At 51.3% G+C, this 18,491-nt stretch carries 13 protein-coding genes; 5 read left to right on the top strand and 8 right to left on the bottom strand.

Translation table 11 applies throughout. The features are described 5' to 3' along the window. Positions 1–78: 78 nt before the first annotated feature. Both C4F51_RS07670 and C4F51_RS07665 read right to left on the bottom strand, forming a co-directional pair. Positions 79–732, bottom strand: a complete 654-nt coding sequence (locus C4F51_RS07670) for a class I SAM-dependent methyltransferase (protein WP_235992299.1) — start codon at positions 730–732, stop codon at positions 79–81. A 189-nt stretch (positions 733–921) separates the two neighbouring features. Further along, a complete protein-coding gene (locus C4F51_RS07665; RefSeq protein WP_193908673.1) occupies positions 922–1,128 on the bottom strand; it encodes a cold-shock protein in 207 nt (68 codons plus the stop codon). Between the two features lie 671 nt (positions 1,129–1,799). On the opposite strand from C4F51_RS07665, the gene C4F51_RS07660 reads away from it, so the two are divergent. From C4F51_RS07660 to C4F51_RS07650, 3 genes are all read left to right on the top strand, one after another. Beyond that, entirely contained in the window at positions 1,800–5,285 is a 3,486-nt protein-coding gene (locus C4F51_RS07660; protein ID WP_193908671.1) for a HEAT repeat domain-containing protein, read from the top strand. Between the two features lie 353 nt (positions 5,286–5,638). Next, a complete protein-coding gene (locus tag C4F51_RS07655; protein ID WP_235992298.1) occupies positions 5,639–6,931 on the top strand; it encodes a glycoside hydrolase family 5 protein in 1,293 nt (430 codons plus the stop codon). 102 nt (positions 6,932–7,033) lie between these two features. Then, positions 7,034–9,949: a TonB-dependent receptor gene (locus C4F51_RS07650; protein ID WP_193908670.1), complete on the top strand. Its 2,916-nt coding sequence runs from the start codon at positions 7,034–7,036 to the stop codon at positions 9,947–9,949. A 110-nt stretch (positions 9,950–10,059) separates the two neighbouring features. Here C4F51_RS07650 and C4F51_RS07645 read toward each other — a convergent pair whose 3' ends face one another. Continuing rightward, entirely contained in the window at positions 10,060–11,217 is a 1,158-nt protein-coding gene (locus C4F51_RS07645; protein WP_193908668.1) for a helix-turn-helix domain-containing protein, read from the bottom strand. Between the two features lie 178 nt (positions 11,218–11,395). Continuing rightward, positions 11,396–12,304, bottom strand: a complete 909-nt coding sequence (locus C4F51_RS07640) for a LysR family transcriptional regulator (protein ID WP_193908666.1) — start codon at positions 12,302–12,304, stop codon at positions 11,396–11,398. Between the two features lie 337 nt (positions 12,305–12,641). Here C4F51_RS07640 and C4F51_RS07635 point away from each other — a divergent pair, with 337 nt between their 5' ends. Continuing rightward, positions 12,642–13,697: an NAD(P)-dependent alcohol dehydrogenase gene (locus C4F51_RS07635; RefSeq protein WP_193908665.1), complete on the top strand. Its 1,056-nt coding sequence runs from the start codon at positions 12,642–12,644 to the stop codon at positions 13,695–13,697. A gap of 111 nt (positions 13,698–13,808) precedes the next feature. Here C4F51_RS07635 and C4F51_RS07630 read toward each other — a convergent pair whose 3' ends face one another. From C4F51_RS07630 to C4F51_RS07615, 4 genes are all read right to left on the bottom strand, one after another. After that, complete coding sequence (locus tag C4F51_RS07630; protein WP_193908664.1) at positions 13,809–14,636, bottom strand: 3-keto-disaccharide hydrolase; 828 nt, start codon at positions 14,634–14,636, stop codon at positions 13,809–13,811. A gap of 375 nt (positions 14,637–15,011) precedes the next feature. Further along, positions 15,012–15,380, bottom strand: coding sequence for a hypothetical protein (locus tag C4F51_RS07625; RefSeq protein ID WP_193908663.1), 369 nt, complete (start codon positions 15,378–15,380; stop codon positions 15,012–15,014). Between the two features lie 300 nt (positions 15,381–15,680). Next, positions 15,681–16,352: a response regulator gene (locus tag C4F51_RS07620; protein ID WP_193908662.1), complete on the bottom strand. Its 672-nt coding sequence runs from the start codon at positions 16,350–16,352 to the stop codon at positions 15,681–15,683. Positions 16,353–16,405: 53 nt separating this feature from the next. After that, a complete protein-coding gene (locus tag C4F51_RS07615) occupies positions 16,406–17,815 on the bottom strand; it encodes an ATP-binding protein (RefSeq protein WP_193908661.1) in 1,410 nt (469 codons plus the stop codon). 209 nt (positions 17,816–18,024) lie between these two features. Here C4F51_RS07615 and C4F51_RS07610 point away from each other — a divergent pair, with 209 nt between their 5' ends. Beyond that, on the top strand, positions 18,025–18,435 hold the full coding sequence (locus C4F51_RS07610; RefSeq protein ID WP_193908660.1) for a VOC family protein: 411 nt from the start codon (positions 18,025–18,027) through the stop codon (positions 18,433–18,435). Positions 18,436–18,491 lie beyond the last annotated feature (56 nt).

The raw sequence follows: 18,491 nt of genomic DNA, 5'->3' as shown, positions 1-18,491 counted from the left end.
CAACTAGCAGGAAGAAATATAAAAGAAAAGAATTGAAAAGACTACCAGCATTGCCCAAATAACAACAGTTCCCTGTTGCTATCGAGACCCGGTCACAAACCAGGGATTTTGTATGATCAATAAATAACCCGAGTGACGTTGCTTGCCTTCCAAACGCCAGGGCAACAGCTCGCCGCCATAATGACGGGCACAATAGTCGGCCAACCGTCTGAAGGTTTGGCGCCCCGGATCGGCAATGATTATTTTTTGTACGCCCGACATCAGCGCCCGCTGAATCAGGTTTTGCAGTGCGCCTACCATCTCATCCCAGAAACAAATATCACCACCGACCAGCATGTCGGAGGTCAGCAGCTGATCTTCCGATATTTGATCGAAACGACGGTGATCGGTCGCCAGGGTGACATTGTTCACTTCGGCGTGAGTGTGTAAATAAGGGAACACATGCTCGTCTGCATCAATGCCGGTAACACGCGCCGCAAAATGTTTTGCACAAAAAATACCCAGCAACCCCCAGCCACAACCGAGGTCGAGAATATCCTGATTGGCAGCTATAGGATTGTTTTCGAGGTAATCCATAATCATAAAACTGGATTGCCAAACCTGATGACCATGCAGACCGGGGAAAGGATTGTTTTTCTGAATATCGCGGATAAGGCGGTGGCGGTTGTTAAGCATGAGAATGCCGTGCCGGGAGCGCACGTGGGCAGAAGCAGATGTAACGTATTCGGGCAAGGTAATTACCTCCAGGTCATTTACGGCAATCAACCGGCGCCAAATGACAGAAGGTAAGATTCCGGCAAGGGGACGCATGTCAGTAAAACTGATGTATCCCTGCGGTTATGCGATAGCGGCTCATCCCGAGCACAAAAAACAAAGCCGCTAAAAGCGGCTTTGTTGGGTCAAGCTGTGTTAACGGGGTCCTTACAGACCAATCACGTTCTCAGCTTGTGGGCCTTTTTGACCTGGCTTAACGTCGAACTCAACGCGTTGGCCTTCGGCCAGGGTTTTGAAACCTGAACCGCTGATAGCGCTGTAGTGAACGAATACGTCCTGACCACCTTCGCTCTCAATAAAACCGAAACCTTTGGATTCGTTGAACCACTTAACAGTACCAGTACTTCTGGACATAAGAACCTCTTTGCTCTCAAGCGTGTTAATAAATTATGTGCCATTTGGCTTATGCTGACTGATCACACTTACTTATGAAGAACAAAACGAGGTACTAATAGTCGTACTGCTAGAACAACGATGTAACCATAAATAATGCTGCATGTTTGCCAGCGGATTCACTATATACTCCCTGTTACACACAAGTAAAGCCTTTTCGGCTCCATTCCCGGCTCATCAAAAGGCTGCAAATCGCTAAAAACTATTCTGAAAAATCAATAACATACAAAATGCGTCTGCGTCCCGACCGACATTTCAATCACGGCTGATCAAAACAACGGAAAGAAGACGCTGTAACCGCCTCGCCGAAATTTCCTGCGCGGCAGCCACCGGAATTTGACGATAATTTAACCTGCGGCCAACTTTAAATCGCTTGACCCGCCTGTCGTCCTGATAAAAAATACCGACAGCAAACTTGTATACCAGTTTGAATAAAAAGCCCTGGTGAGCGGATTGAAAATAGCGAAGCTGTGCTATTTTTCAGCGCTTCCTGAAAAAATAATCGGAGTGTTAAGTAATGTCTATATAGGTCAAAGTTGATTTCAGCGGATCGCTGCTCGCCTATAATTCGCACCGACACTTGATGGCCTGCGAAGGCAGCTTCAAATAACCATAACGATCGTGAGTTGGACATGAAAAAAAATTTCCTTACCGGCGTTTTACAGGGCCACCGTTCTGCACTGGCTCTGATTATTTCCCTGACCGTGCTGAGCGGTTGCTCCCAGGACAACACCCCTCCCGCAGCATCCACAACCTCTTCTGACGTAGCGCAAACTTCCAGCGCCGCCAAGCCCGAACTTGAGGTTCGGCAGGTCAGTGACGCCGAAGCCGAACGCACCGCCAAGCAGATCATGCAGCAAATCAGCATGACCATGCCGGACGATATGCAAGCTACCTTGTGGGCGTCAGAAAAGCTGCTCGGGGATACCGTAGCGCTGAATGTGGATGACAAAGGCCGAATCTGGGTTGCCAACACGTTCCGCAGCAATAATTCCGAATTTGATATTCGCGGTTATCCGGCATGGGAACAGCCTTCCATGACCTTCAAAACCGTGGAAGATCGCCGAAACTTCCTGCATACCGAACTGGCACCGGAAAAAAGTGACCAGAACAAATTTATCCCGGATCGCAATAAAGACGGCAGCCACGATTGGCGCGATCTGGCCGTTAATAAAGAAGAAGTCCTGTTGCTGGAAGATACCACCGGCAGCGGCACCGCAGACCGGGCTCAGGTTTACCTGCGTGACTTCAACACCGAAGTGACCGATGTACTGGGCGGCGTTTTTTATCACAACGATCTGGATGAAGTTTTCCTGACGGTTGCACCGGATGCCTGGCGAGTAAAAGACACCGATGGTGACGGCATCGCCGATAGCAAAACCTCCATTGCCCACGGCTTTGCCGTACATATCGGTTTTAGCGGCCATGGTTTGTCCGGTATTACCCTGGGCCCGGATGGTCGTATTTATTACAGCATGGGCGATGTGGGCACCAACGTTACCGATCAGGACGGCAAAAAATGGCAATACTCCAATCAGGGTGTTGTGGTTCGTAGCGAACTGGATGGTTCCGGCTTTGAAGTGTTTGCCGCTGGCGTGCGTAACGTGCATGAATTCTCTTTCGACAAACACGGCAACATGATCAGCGTGGATAACGACGGTGACCATGTGGGCGAGTACGAGCGCCTGGTGTATTTGATTGACGGTTCCGATTCCGGCTGGCGCACCAACTGGCAGCTGGGCAAATATAAAGACCCGAAAAACAACACCTACAAAGTGTGGATGGACGAAAACTACTACACGCCGCGCTTTGACGGTCAGGCAGCGCACATTCTGCCGCCTATCGCCCCTTATCACTCCGGCCCGGCCGGTATGGCTTACAACCCGGGTACTGCGTTCAGCGAAAAATGGAAAGACCACTTCTTCGTGGTTGAGTTTGTGGGTTCTGCACCGCGCTCCGGCGTTAATGCTTTCACCCTTGAGCCGCAAGGCGCATCTTTCAAATTGGCCACTGACCAGCAGGTTTTCCGTGGTGCACTGACCACCGGCATCGACTTTGGTCCGGACGGCGCGCTCTACATGAGCGACTGGATTGAAGGTTGGGGCCTTAAACAAAAAGGTCGCATCTGGAAGCTGGATACCCCGGACGCCGCCGGTAATGAAGCCAGACAAGACACCCAAAAACGTTTGGCGGAATCGTTTGCCGAACACTCCGTTGAGCTGCTGACCGAACTGTTGCGCCACGACGATATGCGTGTGCGTCAAAAATCCCAGTTTGAACTGGTCAAGCGTGGTGATATTGCTCAATTGCAAAAAGTTGCCGCTGAAGACGAACACCAATTGGCCCGTATCCACGCCATGTGGGGGATTGGCCAACTGGCTCGTAAAGATGCCAGCAATGCCACGGCGCTGGTAGCACTGCTGCAAGATTCGGACAGCGAAATTCGTGCCCAGGCTGCCCGTGTATTGGGTGACTCCAATATTGATAGCGTTGCCGAACAAATCATCCCGCTGTTGAAAGACAAGGATCTGCGCGTGCAACTGCTGGCCACCCAGGCTCTGGGTCGCATCAATGCAGATGCTGCGGTGCAACCGATTATTGCCATGCTGGAAGCCAACAACGATAAAGACGTGTACCTGCGCCATGCCGGTGCTATCGCGCTGGAACGTATTGGTGATGAAGAAGCCCTGGCAGCGCTGGTTTCCCATTCCTCAGAAGCGGTTCGTGTGGCAGCGGTAGTTGCCCTGAAACGTCTGGAAAGCCCGGCGGTGGCACAGTTCCTTAACGACAAGAGCGAGTTCGTCGTCACCAACGCCGCGCGCGCCATCAGTGATGACAACTTTATTACCCCGGCTCTGCCCGCCCTGGCAGAACTGTTGGATACCACCAAATTCACTAACGAGCCGCTGTTGCGCCGTCTGATCAACGCCAACCTCTACGGCGAAGGTTCAGAAAACGTACAACGTCTGGTGAATTTTGCACAGAAAGCTGGCGTAGACAGCAAACTGCGTGCAGAAGCACTGAGTGTGGTCGGCATTTGGCACGAATCCTCTGCGTTTGACCGCATTACCGGCCAGCATCGCGGTGTGGTTTCACATAATGTAGAAGACGCTCGTCAGGCACTGACCTCGGTTTTCGCCAAATTGATTGGCGACAAGGAAGCGGCGGTGCGTGAAGCCACGATTCTTGCGGTTGGCTCGCTGGACATTCGCAGCGTTAACGATGCGCTGTTGAAAGCCCTGGCCAGCGACCCGGCGCCGGTAGTCCGTATTGCCGCGCTGACCACGCTCAACGGTCAGAACTACGCCGACATGGGTGAAGTGGTGTTCTCGGCGCTGAAAGATAAAGACCAAGCGGTACGTATGGCCGCCCTGGCGATGGTGCCGGAGCTGGACTTGCCAGTAACCCAGACCGTGGAAATGCATGACCTGTTGTTACAAGACGGTTCAACCGGCGAACAACAAGCCGCTTATCTGTCATTGGCCAACGTTAAAGCGCCGGAAGCCTACGCCGTATTCGCCAAACAATTGCAGAAATTGATTGATGGCAATATCGCGCCGGAAGTGCAACTGGAACTGGTTAGCGCCGCCGAGAAAATTGAAGCCGCCGATGTGAAAGCCCTGCTGGAAACTTACCAGAGCAGCAAAAACAAGGATGAGCCGGTCGATGTATACCGCGAGTCGCTGTACGGCGGCGATGCGATAGCCGGTCGCACCCTCTTCCGCTTCGACAATGCGGCTCAGTGTGTGCGCTGTCATATCGTGGGCAAACGCGGCAACCTGGTTGGCCCGGAACTGACCAACATCGCCAACGTCATTTCCCGCGAACAATTGCTGGAAGCGCTGGTTGACCCGGCTGCACGTATTGCGCCCGGTTTCGGTCGTATTACCGCGGTGCTGAAAAACGGTGATCGTATTGAAGGTACTTTCGATGCGGAAACCAAAACCACTATGACGATTACCGCGGGTGATAAAACCCACGTGATCAACCGTGTGGATGTAGCCGATGTTGAAACCTCTGTGTCCGGTATGCCACCGATGGGTTACTTGCTCAGCCGCGAACAGATCCGTGATCTGGTTGCTTATCTGAGCACCCTCAAAGGTGAATACGAGGAATAAGTTCCTGATTGAAATACGAAAGCCCGGCAGTGAAAGCTGACCGGGCTTTTTTGTGGGCGGTGTTCCGTCTGAAATTGGCGAATGAAAATCTGATCCATACCTTGTTTGGCTCATCATTAGAAAAACATCAACAGCTCAAAAAACAATCACAAATCTCCGCCAAGGCTTCAAAAACACGCCCCAAAACTAACAAAAAAATCAAAATTATTTTAACTATTCAATTTTTGGCAGGAATTCACCTTAAAACGATACATTCCCCGCATTCGCCCACCTTAAATTGTCCATCAGACAATAAGCCCCCGCCACCAGCTGGCAGCGGCACACTAATAAAGATAAAAATAACCGAGGCATTCATGAGAATTATTCTTCCGGCTCTGTTGTCGGGTCTGCTATTGCTGCTGACCGCCTGTGGTAGCAGTGGCAGTAAATCGCCGTCACCTGATGTTCCATCGTCCACAGCCAGCAGCGCATCCAGCGCCGCTCCGGTTATTTCGTCATCGTCATCCAGTGTTGCAGCCGCCGGTATTTACCCGGATTACAACAGCCACCCGCTGGCGCCGGACAGTACCGGTATGACCCGGAACGCCATACAGATTGCCGATGCCATCAAGGTGGGCTGGAACATTGGTAATACGCTCGAGGCCATCGGCGGTGAAACCGCCTGGGGCAACCCGCAAGCCAGCAACGAACTGATTCAATTGGTTAAGGCCAATGGCTTCAATGCGATCCGGATACCGGTTTCCTGGAATCAGTACGCGAACCAGCAAACAGCAGCCATCGACCCGGCATGGCTGAACCGGGTCAAACAGGTCGTTCAACACTGTATCGACAATGATATGTACGTGATGGTGAACATTCATTGGGATGGCGGCTGGCTGGAAAACAATATCAATACCGCCAAACAGACGGAAATCAACGCGAAACAAAAAGCCTTCTGGGAGCAAATTGCCACCCATTTACGCGATTTTGATGAGCGCCTGATGTTCGCCAGCGCCAACGAGCCGGATGTGGAAAAGGCAGAACATATGGATGTTTTGCGCGCCTACCACCAGACCTTTGTTGATGCCGTGCGCGCCACCGGCGGCAAGAACGCCTACCGGGTGCTTATCGTGCAAGGCCCGAAAACCGATATCGAATTAAGCCAGCAACTGTGGACCGGTATGCCTGAAGACACCATTGCTGAGCGACTGATGTTTGAAGTGCACTTTTACACCCCCTTCAATTTCACCCTGATGAGAACCGATGAATCCTGGGGCAAGCAGTTTTATTACTGGGGTGAAGGTTTTCACTCCACCACGGATACGGAGCGCAACCCCACCTGGGGTGAAGAAAGCACCGTTGATGATTTGTTCGCTCAAATGAAGACCCGGTTTGTTGATCAGGGGATTCCGGTAGTGCTGGGCGAATTCGCAGCCATGCGCCGCGATGACCTTACCGGTGAATCGCTGGAGCGACATCTGGCATCACGCGCTTACTACCTTGGCTACGTAACCAAAACCGCCATCGCCAACGGTTTATTACCTTTCTACTGGGATAGCGGTGCGCTGGATAATTTCGGCTCCGGCATTTTTGATCGCAAAACCAACCGGGTTTTTGACCAGCAGGCACTGGATGCCCTGACCAAAACAACACTGATTCAACCGTAAACCTCAACCGCAGGTTACGACAACAGCATCCTGATGCCGCCTCACTATCAATCCGAGAAATGAGCGGCCAGCGATAAAAGCAATAATATTAGGAGCGTCTCCATGACACATCATCACAACAAAAAATTCACCCGAAAAACCCTGGCAAGGCTGATCCGGTCTGCTTCTACCCTTTCCTTCGCGGTAGGAGCGCTGGGCTTTGGCAACTCGGTGTACGCCCAGGAAGGCGCCGGCATTGAAGAAATCATCGTATCCGGCCAGCGCGGCAGCGTTCAGTCTGCGCAGCTGCTTAAACAAAACGCCGAGCAAATCGTTGACTCGATTGTGTCTGACGACATCGGCAAACTGCCAGATCGCAGTATTACCGAAGCTATTCAGCGTATCTCCGGTGTGACCATCGAACGTTTCATTTCGATCGGTGATCCGGAACACTTTTCTGCCGAAGGAAGCGGCGTAGCGGTGCGTGGCATGCGCCACGTGCGCAGTGAGCTGAATGGTCGCGACAGCTTCTCAGCCAGTGGTGGCCGCAGCCTTTCTTTTGAAGACGTACCTGCTGAACTGATGGCCGGTGTCGATGTTTACAAAAACCCGTCGGCCGACATGATTGAAGGTGGTCTGGGCGGAACAGTCAACCTGCGTACCAAAATGCCACTGGAATTGGACGGTCAAAAAATCGGCTTGTCCGCCAGTGCCAACTACGGTGACTTTATCGAGGAAACCAAACCGTCTTTCTCGGCACTCTACAGCAACCGCTGGGATACCAACGCCGGTGAAATGGGAATCTTGCTGGACGTAGCCTATTCCGATCTTGCCACCCGCACCGATGGTATTTTTAACCGCGCCATGTTTGCCAGAACAGATATCGTGGAAGGCCAGAAAATGTGGCTTCCGAAGGGTGCTGACTGGCGCACCATGGAATATCAGCGCGAAAGACTGGGTACCTATGGCGCCTTTCAATGGCGGCCAAGTGATACCACCGAAGTTTACCTGACTGCGTTCAGAAGCTCCTATGACATGCAATGGAATGAAGATGCCATCTTCGTAAACAACGACCCATGGACCCTGGGTAGTGACAATGCCGTATTTGAAAATGGTGTTTTTCGGTCCGGTCGCTTATATGACACAGCAAACGATGGTATGTCATACGGTGCCGACATTCGTGCGTCCACCAGAGAATCTAAAACGACCGATTTTTCCGGTGGCGTGAAGTGGCAAGCCTCGGATAAATGGTCTTTCAGTACCGATTTACAATATACAAAATCGACCACTGATTCTCTGGACTCAACCGTAGCAACGGCGATTGATTTGCCCTATCTTGATCTTGACCTCACCGGACGTATGCCAAAAATCACCAGTGACGCAAGCTATCTGGCAGATCCTGGCAATTATTACTGGGCATTTACCATGCCTCACATTGAAGAAAGTGAAGCCGAACAGATCGCTTTCAGAATCGATGGTGAGTACACCATTGAAGACTCATTTCTTAGATCTATTAAATTTGGTGCGCGCGCTACTGATCGCACAGCCGACAACATTGATACCGCTTATAACTGGCAAGGTATCTATCAGCCCTGGATGAAAGGCTGGAAGCTGGACCCGGATCAACCGCTGCCGAAAATTCAGGAGAGCGAATATCACCTGCTGAATCTGAATCAATATCCCAATTTCTTTAAAGGAAAGGGAAACATGAACGGCGTTGTCTGGGCACCTTCTTTGGACCTCGCGCTCGGATACCCCAAATCCTTCCAGGATTTGCATGGCGCAGCATCGCCCAATTACATCTGTTGTGATGATTTCACCTTACGGGATAAAAATGACCCGGATTGGTCAAATCGGCAGGAAGAAAACACCTATGCCGTTCACGCGGTTGCCCGTTTTGGTTTTGCTGACCTTGCCAAACCCATCGATGGTAACATCGGTGTTCGCGTTGTAAGAACCGAAATGACTGCCGACGGTTTCCTGGTTTACCCAGACTTCACGCTTAACCAGGCGGAAGAAAAACCCTTTAACGCACCCAGCGAATTCCTGAGTGCAGAAAACTCCTACACCAATGTTCTTCCCAGTTTGAACTTGCGTATGCAGTTACGCGATGATGTGTTTTTACGTTTTGCCGCTTCACAAGCGATTTCCAGACCGGATTTCAGTCAGTTGAAATCTTTCAGAAATCTCGAAGCTTCCTTCAGAGACGGACAAAATGCTGAAAGCAATATTCCTGCATCTGAAGTTCGTTTATCGTCCACTGCTAAAAACCCCTACCTGAAACCTATTGAAGCCGATCAATTCGATGTGTCTGCGGAATGGTATTTTGATGATAAGGGCGGCATGATTTATGGAACACTCTTCCATAAGAGCTTGACAGGCATTATTCGCGATTCAGTAGTTCGCGAAACCTATAATGGCTGGGACTACAACGTCACTCGTCCGGAAAACGTGGGAAGCGCCAAGATTAACGGCTTTGAACTCGGGTATAACCAGTTCTTTGATATGTTACCAGCCCCGTGGGATGGCCTTGGTTTGCAAGTAAACTACACCTACATCGACAGCAGCACCAATATTCCTGATGCTGCCGACGCAGACAACGAAGGTGCTACTCGTAGCGCTGTCGACACAGATGGTACGCCCTTCCCTGGCAAGCAACCTTATGAAGGCTTATCCAAAAATGCTTACAACATTATCGGTATGTACGAAAAAGGGCCTGTGTCTGTACGGCTCGCCTGGAGCTGGCGCAGTGAGTACCTGATGGCGATTGGTGCTAACGGCTACGATGGCGACAATGGCGGCGTTAACGAAAGTAACGGTACCTATTATCGCTTGCCAATCTGGAGTGATGATTCAGGGCAACTGGATGGATCTATTTTCTATAATATCAACGACAACTTCTCTCTTGGTCTTGAAGTGAACAACATTACCAATTCAGAAACTCGTACCATTATGAAACAAATAGGTGCCGGTGATCGTTACGCGTCTTTCTTCGTAAACGATACCCGCTATGCCTTAACGCTTCGTGCAAACTTCTAAATCCTGACAAGGCGGCACATGAAAGTGTGCCGCTTTTTTCTTTTTATATCCTGCGTTATCAGATTCACAGCCCGTTACAGAAAAGAATAGGAAGCTTGTTGTTGCCAACGCTATTTTTTAGAACCGCAGAGGTTTTTAAATACTTTTGGCGTGCAGCCGTATTCTTCTTTAAACAGCTTGTTGAAATAGGAAACGTTGTTGTACCCCACCAAATAGGCAATTTCGGAAACGTTGACATCTTTTTCGGCAATCAGCCGGGCGGCTTCGGCCAAACGCAATTTGTTCAGGTAGGTGGTGAAGGTGTATCCCATTTCGCTTTTCAGGATATCGTTTATTTTGGTGCGACTGACGCCCAGCTTTGTAACCATTGACTCCAGATTCAACTCGGAGTTGGAATATTCGGTAGCCATAAAGCTCAGTACTTGTGCACGTTCTTTTTCGCGGTGCGGCTCAACCGACAGCTGCTGATAAGCCACCAGCGGGCGGTCACGCTGTACTTTTTCTTCGAGGTCTTTTATCAAAAAGCGGGTGTGCTGGCGCATCAGCCAGATAACAAAGCCCAGCCAGATCAATGCCAGAAAAACGCACAGCGCGTAAATATAACTCCACTGCTCGCCAGCGATTTTTATATTGCTGATGATGACTTCGGATTCGGTATTTTTCGGGCTTTGAAAGGTCGAGGCAAAGGTAAGCCCGGCCACTTTTTGCAAGTTATACCCTTTGCGCGAAAGCTCCTGCCCGAACATATCGAACCACCACTGGGGTGTGTCCAGCCGGGTTAAATCCATGCGCACTTGCGCCCATTCGTTTTTGCAGGAGAAGAAACCGATAGGCCCGCGGTAAGTTAAATATTTACCGGTAACCGAGGTATGTTCATCAAAGGTATAGAGCGAAAAAGAGAGCACGTTATTCGGCGCACACCTGACGTTAAACGTCAGCTCTTCATAACGGGAAAGATCGGTAAGGCTTTCCTCACCGGCTGCGTCTTTAAACAGAAGGCTGATCGACGAAAACGGATAGGCAGCCGTTTCGGTAACAAAGAATTTGAAGTTCAGGCTGAACCGGTCATCAACCAGATGAATGGTAGAATCGCCACCGTCATCCCGGCTGTCAGTTCTCAGGTCAGAGAGCCAGAGTACGCTGTCTTCTTCTGCGGGCAAGAGGAACATTTCAGGGAAAGCGCGCTGTACACAAACATAAGCGCCAATCGCGCTGGCAATGATCAATAAAACCAGTATCACCAGTGCACGTTTGTAAAATTGCTGCATTTCAAGTAGCCGTTGGTATTTTTATAATCAGCAATTGCTGTAAAAGTTGATGTTTTATCATACGCTGAAACACCGCTACAGCGGGGTTTTTAACAACTTATATCATGATCCCTACACCTCCCGGCGACCTTTGCCAGGCAAGCTTCGCACCCGCAGCGCTCAAATACCAGCCTTGTCTTTACGGAGTCGCTTCCGGTGTCTGGTAACGCAATGCGTCTACCAGCAATTTAAAGGCCGGTGACGATTGGCGGCGGCTCGGGTAATAAATATGGTAGCCGGGAAACGGCTGGCACCAGTCATCCAGCACCTGTACCAGGTGCCCTGCAGCAATATGCTCTATGACCAGATCCTCCGGCACACAGGCCAACCCCATACCGGCAAGCGCCGCTCTGAGCACCGGTGCGCTACCGTTGAATACCAGTTGCCCTTCCACTTTTACATTGAGCGGTTGGCCGTCTTTTTCAAACTCCCAGGCATAAAGCCCGCCGTGGGTGCTGAGGCGCAGGTTAATGCAGTTATGGATGGTTAAATCGCGAGGCGTTTCCGGCACCGGATAGCGCTCAAAATAACCGGGGGTGGCGACCACCACCATGCGCATATCCGGGGCGATGCGCACCGCAATCATATCTTTCGCCACCTGATCACCCAACCGAACACCCATGTCATATTGCTGGGCAACAATATCGATCATGCCGTATTCAACACTCACTTCCACTTTGATATCCGGGTAGTCCGGCAGAAACTTTTCCAGCGTGGGCCACAATACCCTGGTGGCGGCGTGTTCGGCGGCGTTGATACGAATAGTACCTGCCGGCCTTTCCCGAAACTCGCTCAGCGCCGCCAGCTCACCTTCAATTTCATCCAGCCGCGGGCCAATGGACAGCATAAGACGCTGCCCCGCCTCGGTAGGGGAAACACTGCGTGTGGTGCGCGTTAACAGGCGAATGCCCAAGCGGGTTTCAAGGCCGCGTAGCGTATGGCTTAAGGCCGACTGGGATACGCCGAGCTGCGCTGCCGCTTTGGTAAAACTGCGCGCCCGGGCCACGGCCAGAAAGGCGAGCAGATCATTCAGGTTTTCGGGCGGCATTAATGAATATCTCTCATGGATAAGCAAGCATTAGTAAATTATTCAGAGGTTATACCAGTCGCGATGCCCGAAAAAATAGCCCTTACCAAACTTTTCAATACAGCGTCCGGTAAAATCTGAGCAGCCATTTGTGCGCAACCTGGCCAGCGTCCACCAGCGGTTTTCAGCGCAGAAAATCTGCCCGGGCTATTTATGAGCTAAATTCATTAGCGAATGCCAATTATCCTGACTTATCAAACTCGCCGACCGACTCTACAATCACCGACCCGGTCGAACAAGAGGTTAAGCATTGCGCTAACCTGACTCTACTTCCCATCTATTTGTTGAGGACAGCTCTATGACCACCACTATATTGGGTTACGCCGCACCATCTGCCACCGCCTCGCTGGCGCCCTTTCATTTCAACCGCCGTGCCACCAGAACCGACGATGTGGTGATTGAGATATTGTATTGCGGCGTGTGCCATTCGGATTTGCACACCGCTCGCAATGATTGGCATGACACGGTTTACCCAGCAGTACCGGGGCACGAGATTATTGGCAAGGTGCTCAGCGTTGGCAGCAAGGTCAGCCGCTTCAAAGCCGGGGATCATGTCGGCGTGGGTTGCATGGTAGATTCCTGCCAGCATTGTCAGCCCTGCCAGCAAGGGCATGAACAATATTGCGAGGAGTTCCCTACCCTCACCTACAACGCCCGCGACCGCCAGGATCAAACGCTGACCTACGGCGGCTACTCGGAACAAATTGTAGTATCGGAAAAATTTGTGCTGAATATGCCTGAAGGTTTGGATCTGGCAGGTGCTGCACCCTTGTTATGCGCCGGTATTACCACCTGGTCGCCGTTGCGGCATTGGAAGGTGGGTTCACACAGCAAAGTGGCGGTGATCGGTTTGGGCGGGCTCGGCCACATGGGCTTGAAGCTGGCCAAAGCGCTGGGGGCAGAAGTTACCCTGTTTACCCGCTCACCCGGTAAAGAAGACGATGCGCGTCGGCTGGGCGCCGATCACGTTGTACTCTCCGGCGATGAGCAACAAATGTTATCGGTACGCGGCCAATTTGACCTGATTATTGATACCGTACCTTACGTTCACGACCTCAACCCCTACCTGCCCACCTTGAATATCAGTGGCACTCTGGTGCTGGTAGGATACCTCGGCCCCCTGGATCCTTTTCTCAACTCGGCGCCGCTGGTGCTCGGGCGTAAATCGGTTGCCGGCTCACTGATTGGTGGTATAGCAGAAACCCAGGAACTGCTCGATTTCTGCGGCAAACACGGCATTACCTCGGATATCGAAACCATCGACATGCAAAACATTAACGACGCTTACGAACGGATGCTGAAAAGCGATGTGAAGTACCGTTTTGTGATTGACATGTCGACACTGAAAAAATAATAACCCGGCACATGGCAAGTTGGCCCTGACGGAACAATTGCCAACCACTTTACGCAGAAACAAAAAAAGCTGGCGCGGTGCATACCGGCCAGCTTTTTTAGCGCTATCCAATCAGTATTTGCAGCTGTTTTTATCGTCAGCTACATACCAGGCCTGATAGTTCTTCGCTTTACTATCCATACAACCTTTCAGATTCAGCAACCGGACACTGCGGAAATCGGTGGGGTGTGTCTCGCCCTGAAGTGCGATAAAACCACCCTCAAGCGGGGTGCCGTCATCCAGTTGCAGGTCGTTGTACTCCATCACTTTTTTGCCATTGATGCGGTGTATAGCCACTTTACTGCCATGCACTTCCAGCTCTGCCGTTACCCATTGGTCGCCGTGAAAGGTATCACTGGTAGAAACAATACAGTGGTCTTCACGCAATTTGCCATCAATCACCACTTTGGTGTCCGGGGTACACAGGTTGCCGGTGGTGCGCTCTTCAGTGCCGTTACCACCCAGCAATTGGTACTCCATACTGGTGGGGAACCACTGGGTGAAGGTCATGCTGTCAGCCGATTGGGTGTGATACATGATGCCGTTATTGCGCTGCGCCCAAGCCGGGCCATCTTTCACCTGATCGCCCACAAAACGGTATTCCACCTGAATAATGTAATGCGAAAAAGGGCCGTGATTGGAGAAAATATGACCAAACTGATTCTCGAACTTTTCGTATTCGTCGTAGCGCACTTGCAGTACACCATCGTTCACACGGAAAGTATTAAAGGCGTTGTCGTTGGCTTCGTAACCGGCAATTTTAATCGTCCAGTCACTCAGATCCTTGCCGTTAAACAGCTGGATCCAATCTTTATCGCTCGCCTTGGCGGCAGGAGAATCGGCCTGACAGACAGAAGCTAATACAAGGGAGGCAAGGAGTGTCAGTTTGGATATACGCATGCAGAATCACCGCTTTTTTGGATTATTAGAGATGCTGCGAAACTTACCTCAAATCCGATCAAAACGGCACATTTTTTACAAATCCAAACGTTGAATACAAGTATGGCAGCATTTCTACTACCATTTAGACGATGGCAAAACCCAATAGGGGCACAAGGCGAGTTTGGCGTTAGGATGCTTGTTCGAAAACCGTCGAGTCAGGGACGACCGCCATGGATGGCGGAAGTTAGAGTAACGCAGGAGCAGTTGCCGTTGACTCGTCGGAGCTACAAGGATGTATTTATGCGTTTTTGGAACAAGCATCCTAATGACAAACGAACAAAATGGCAGCATTTCTGCTGCCATTTTTATCGGTAAAACGGTGGTTGCAAACAATCACTGCTGATCGGCAGGTTTATCGCGCTCCGAATAAGGGCGCTTGCCATCCCGCCAGTTACCTTTGCGGGGCTTCTTCAGATTGTCCAGTTTCTCCAACTGCTCGGCGGTCAGCACACCGGACAAGGCTTCTTTTTGCTCCAGGTTGATGCGGTCAAACTGCTCGCGCTGCTGCTCCATCAACTCACGGCGTCTCTCGTTGTATTCCTCCAGAATACCTTGCACCAGTGGTAACTGGTCATCGGTAATTTCCAGGGCTTTGATCAAACGCTGGTTATCATGGCCGGCATGACGCGCAGGGTGATCCTGTGCAAAAGCCGCTGAACTCAAACCCAGTGCAATCAGGGAAACAATCAATAACTTTTTCATTTCATCACTCCCGTGGTAGTTAACGAGTTTAGATTAACGCGAAATTGAGCAATAACCAGGGACGAAATAAGGAACCGGAAAAGCAGCCTGTTTTTACCAGAAGCAAGCACCTGAGGCGACGCCATGATAACAACACAGGTAATTTTTCAGAGGCTCCTGGCAGGTTGCTGAAAAACGTTTTCGAGGCAGCCGATGCAAGGCAAAACCAGGTGAAAAAGCGGAGTTTATAAAATATAAATGAGCATTTTGAACCTGGTTTTAACGCAGCTGCTGCAACGCAGATAGTTTTTCAGTGACCTGTCAGGTGTTTTTCAAACGATAACCTGCACCATAAACCGACTGAATCCAATCGCCATCCGAATCCACCGCTTCGAGTTTGCGGCGCAGTTTTTTTATGTGACTATCAATGGTGCGGTCATTCACTACGCGGTGGTCGTTGTAAATGCTGTCCATCAACTGGTCACGGGAATAGATTCGCCCGGGGTGCTCGGCGAGGCGTTTTAACAGCGCATATTCCACCGAGGTTAAGGAGAGTAAAGAACCATTAATGGTTACGCTGAGTTGATCTTCATTAAACACCGGCAAGTTGGTCGGCACCGCATCTTGCGGTTGCTGCACGCGCCGCAAAACCGCTTTTACCCGCGCCACCAGTTCACGCGGGCTGTAGGGTTTGCACAGATAATCATCAGCGCCCAACTCCAGGCCAAGCAAGCGGTCGAGTTCATCCACCCGCGCCGTAGTCATAATGATAGGGATATTATTTTTAGCGCGAATTTCCCGACACAGGGTAAGGCCGTCTTTGCCTGGCAGGTTTAAATCCAGCAGGATAAGATCGGTTTTGTTCTGGTTAAACCAGGGCATCACCTCGCTACCGTCAGCAATGTGCGTAAACTCGTAGGCTTCGCGCGCCAGATACTGCTCGATAAGGTGCGCGAGTTTCGGTTCGTCTTCCACAATCAAAATATGCGTCATGATTTTACTCAACTGATGATATTGGCTTACCGGTCACGTAAACATCTTTGCCGTTAATTCACCGGCGCAAAACGGAATATCAATTTCAAGCCACCGAGGGGCGATGATTCGGCTCGCGGTTTTACACCGTGTGCCTCGGCAATATTGGCCACAATAAATAAACCCAAACCGCTGCCGCCCAACGAACGTTGCCGGCTGTTTTCCACGCGATAAAAGCGATCGAACAAGTGTTCAAGATCCTGCTCGTCAATGCCCGGCTCGGAGTCTTCCCAAATCAGGGTGATGCCGTTGTCTACCACCACTTGCACTTTTACCTGCCCACCGGCGCTGGTGTAACGAATGGAATTTTGCACCAGATTCATTACCAGTTGTTCCAGCCGCTGACTATCGGCGCGCACCAGCAACGGCGTTTCACCGGCGTGTAAATGCCACTGCAAACCGGCCTGCTGCATCATCGACTCCAACCGGTAAGACAATTGCTGCATAAACGCAGCGAGATCCACCGTTTCAAACTGATAACGCAAATGGGACATCTGCGTAACCGCCAGTTGATGCAAATCGTCCACCAGCCGCGCCAGCTGGTTAACTTCTTCAGACAGCGAGCGCACACGGGAATCGTCCAGCACCATGACGCCGTCTTCAATCGCTTCCAGCTCGCCTTTTAATACGCCCAGCGGCGTGCGCAATTCGTGGGAAATATCCGCCAACCATTGGCGCTGTTGCGCGTCATGTTCTTCGAGGGTTTGCGCCATCAGGTTGAAGTCGCTGGCGAGAACACCCAGCTCATCGCGCGACTCAATCGGTACCCGCTGCTGATAATCCCGCTGCATCAAGGCATGCATGGCTTTGGACAAACGGCGGATCGGGTTTACCAGAAAACGGGATAGCGGCCAGGCCAACAAACAGCTGCCGAGTACGGCAAAAAAGGCGATCCAGGCAAACAGGCGGTGCTGGTGCGCAGCAAACAAGGCATCCAGGGCATTATCGCGCGCTTTCACCGGTAGCCAGGCGATGTGCCCCATCACTTCACGGTTAACAATCACCGGGCGGGTGCGCAACATTTCCGGCGGCGGCACAGCGCCGTGTCTTCCTGGCATCGCTTCGGCATTCAATAACCACACATAACGGCGACCGCCAGGGCCAAACGGATCGCCCTCTTTACCGTGACGCGCCTCGGGCTGTGGCTCATTGCCCGGCTCATGATCACCGGCAAGATCGCGGTAATAGCCGCGCAAATAGCGGTCCCAGTTACGGCGATTTTGCAGTAGCGCTGGCACCACCTCGGCGTTATTCGCCAGATGCTCGGCCAGCGCTTCCATCCGCACCGCGATACTGCGATTGATGTAGCGGTCAAAACCCTTATCAAAGCTGGTTTTGATCACCATCAAAATCGTCAGAATCAGCGCCAGCGACAATGCGCTTAGCACCAGCGCGAGTTTGGTTGTGAGGGAAAGTTTTTGCATGACAACTCAGGGCTATTCGTGGGTGGTAATCGGTCTCATTAACCGAGTGTAAGGAATAAATGCGCAAAAATTAAGGAGCCATGATGAGACCCTGCTGACACAGGCTGTCGCGGCCATAGCTACACTGAAGCCTGGCACTACCCGCCGCCATTGACGCAAAGTCATTAACACCGCCGTTAACAACACAGCTATTAATAAGGAGCAGCACCATGAGCGATGAAAACCCGAGCGTTGTATCCCATATATCCATTGGCACCAATGATTACCCGCGCGCGCAGGCCTTTTACGACGCGGTGATGGCAACACTGGGCGCCAAACGCATTCTGGAGCATCCGGGTGCAACAGCTTACGGCAAACTCTACCCGGAATTCTGGGTACAGGTTCCCCATAACGAACAACCGGCCAGCATCGGCAACGGCTTTCACATCGGCTTCTTCGCCACCAGCAAGGAACAGGTAAATGCCTTTCATGCTGCAGCGCTGAAAGCAGGCGGTATTGATGACGGCGCCCCCGGCCCGCGCCCGATGTATGGCGACGCTTATTACGGCGGTTTTGTACTCGACCCGGACGGCCATAAAATTGAAGCCTCCTTTTGGGATGAATCCCTCGGCAACGAATAACCGGACGATTATCAACAGCCTCGCAACCTGACGTATAATGCCCGTCTTTTCGTCCA

This window comes from Cellvibrio polysaccharolyticus (assembly GCF_015182315.1).
Taxonomy (GTDB): domain Bacteria; phylum Pseudomonadota; class Gammaproteobacteria; order Pseudomonadales; family Cellvibrionaceae; genus Cellvibrio; species Cellvibrio polysaccharolyticus.
This window is presented reverse-complemented; position numbering and strand designations above follow the sequence as displayed.